Origin of the sequence: Streptomyces sp. NPDC050423 (assembly GCF_040655445.1) — a bacterium.
In the GTDB taxonomy this organism is placed as follows: Bacteria; Actinomycetota; Actinomycetes; order Streptomycetales; family Streptomycetaceae; genus Streptomyces.
Genome location: NZ_JBFAJY010000099.1, coordinates 1 through 1540 on the forward strand (window position 1 = coordinate 1; position 1540 = coordinate 1540).

General features: G+C 66.6%; 1 protein-coding gene. It reads left to right on the plus strand.

Annotated features, from left to right (window positions below):
- Positions 1 to 1540: amino acid adenylation domain-containing protein (locus AB0I52_RS32810; protein ID WP_363078822.1), on the plus strand; the 1540-nt coding region annotated here is incomplete at both ends.

The window sequence follows — 1540 nt, forward strand, 5'->3', positions numbered from 1 at the left end:
TCGCCAAGTTCGACGTGACGTTCTCGTTCGCGGAGCATCGTGGGGTGGATGGTCGGCCGGGTGGGTTGGACATCACGATCGAGTATGCGACGGATCTGTATGACGCGCGTTCGGTGGAGTTGGCGGGTGAGCGTCTGGTGCGGTTGTTGGGTGCTGTGGTGTCGGCTCCGGATGTGCCGGTGGGTGAGTTGGAGTTGTTGTCGGGGGATGAGCGTGGGGTGTTGTTGGGGGAGTGGGCCGGTGCGGTGACGGGTTCGCCGGATGTGGGGCTTGGGCAGCTTTTCGCGGCTCAGGTGGTGCGGACGCCGGATGCGGTGGCGGTGGTGGGGGAGGGGCGTGAGTTCTCCTACCGTGAGGTGGATGTGCTGGCCAATCGTGCGGCGCACCGGTTGATCGGTGAGGGTGTGCGGCCGGGTGGTCGGGTGGCGTTGTTCCTGGAGCGCTCGGTGAGTGCTGTGGTGACGACGTTGGCCGTGGTGAAGGCCGGGGCCGTCTACGTACCGCTGGACACCCGTTATCCGGCTGAGCGGGTGGAGTTGATTGTTGGTGGTTCGGGTGTGTCGCATGTGGTGACGGATCGGGATGCGGGTGCGTTGGTGGTGCCGGCGGGTGTGCGGGTGTTGGGTCCTGTGTGGGGTGGTGGGGGTGATGGGTCGGATCCGTTGGTTGCGGTGCATGCGGATCAGCCGGTGTACGCGATGTTCACGTCGGGTTCGACGGGGGTGCCGAAGGGTGTTGCGGTCACGCATCGCAATGTCGCGGATCTGGCGGCGCAGACGATGTACGCGAATGGTGGTCACGGTCGGGTGTTGTTCCACTCGGCGATGGCGTTCGATGCGTCGACGTATGAGATGTGGGTGCCGTGGCTGAACGGCGGCACACTCGTCGTTGCCCCTGCAGGGCATCTGGCTCCGGCGGACTACCAGCGCCTGCTGGCCGAGCACGGGATCACCGCGCTGTGGCTGACGGCCGGGTTGTTCCGGGTGATGGCGGAGGAGGTTCCGGAGGCGTTCGCCGGGGTGCGTGAGGTGTGGGCGGGCGGGGATGTGGTTCCGCCGGAGGCGGTAGGCCGGGTGATGGACCGTTGCCCGGATCTCACCGTCGTCAATGGTTACGGTCCGACGGAGACGACGACTTTCGCCACCACGCACCGCGTCCACCGGCCGTTGGACTATGCGGGTGCGATCCCCATCGGGGAGCCCTTGGACAATCACCGGGCGTATGTGCTGGACGAGGGGTTGCGGCTGGTCGCTCCGGGTGTTCCGGGGGAGTTGTATGTCGCGGGTGCCGGTCTGGCGCAGGGGTATCTCGATCGGCCGTCGTTGACAGCGGACCGTTTCGTGGCTGACCCGTATGGTCCCTCCGGGACGCGGATGTACCGCACCGGCGACCTCGTGCGCTGGAACCACGAAGGCTCCCTCGAATACCTCGGCCGCGCGGACCAGCAGGTCAAGCTCCGCGGCTTCCGTATCGAACTCGGTGAGATCGAGACGGCGTTGACCGCTCACGAGAGTGTGGGCCAGGCGACCGTCGTCGTCCG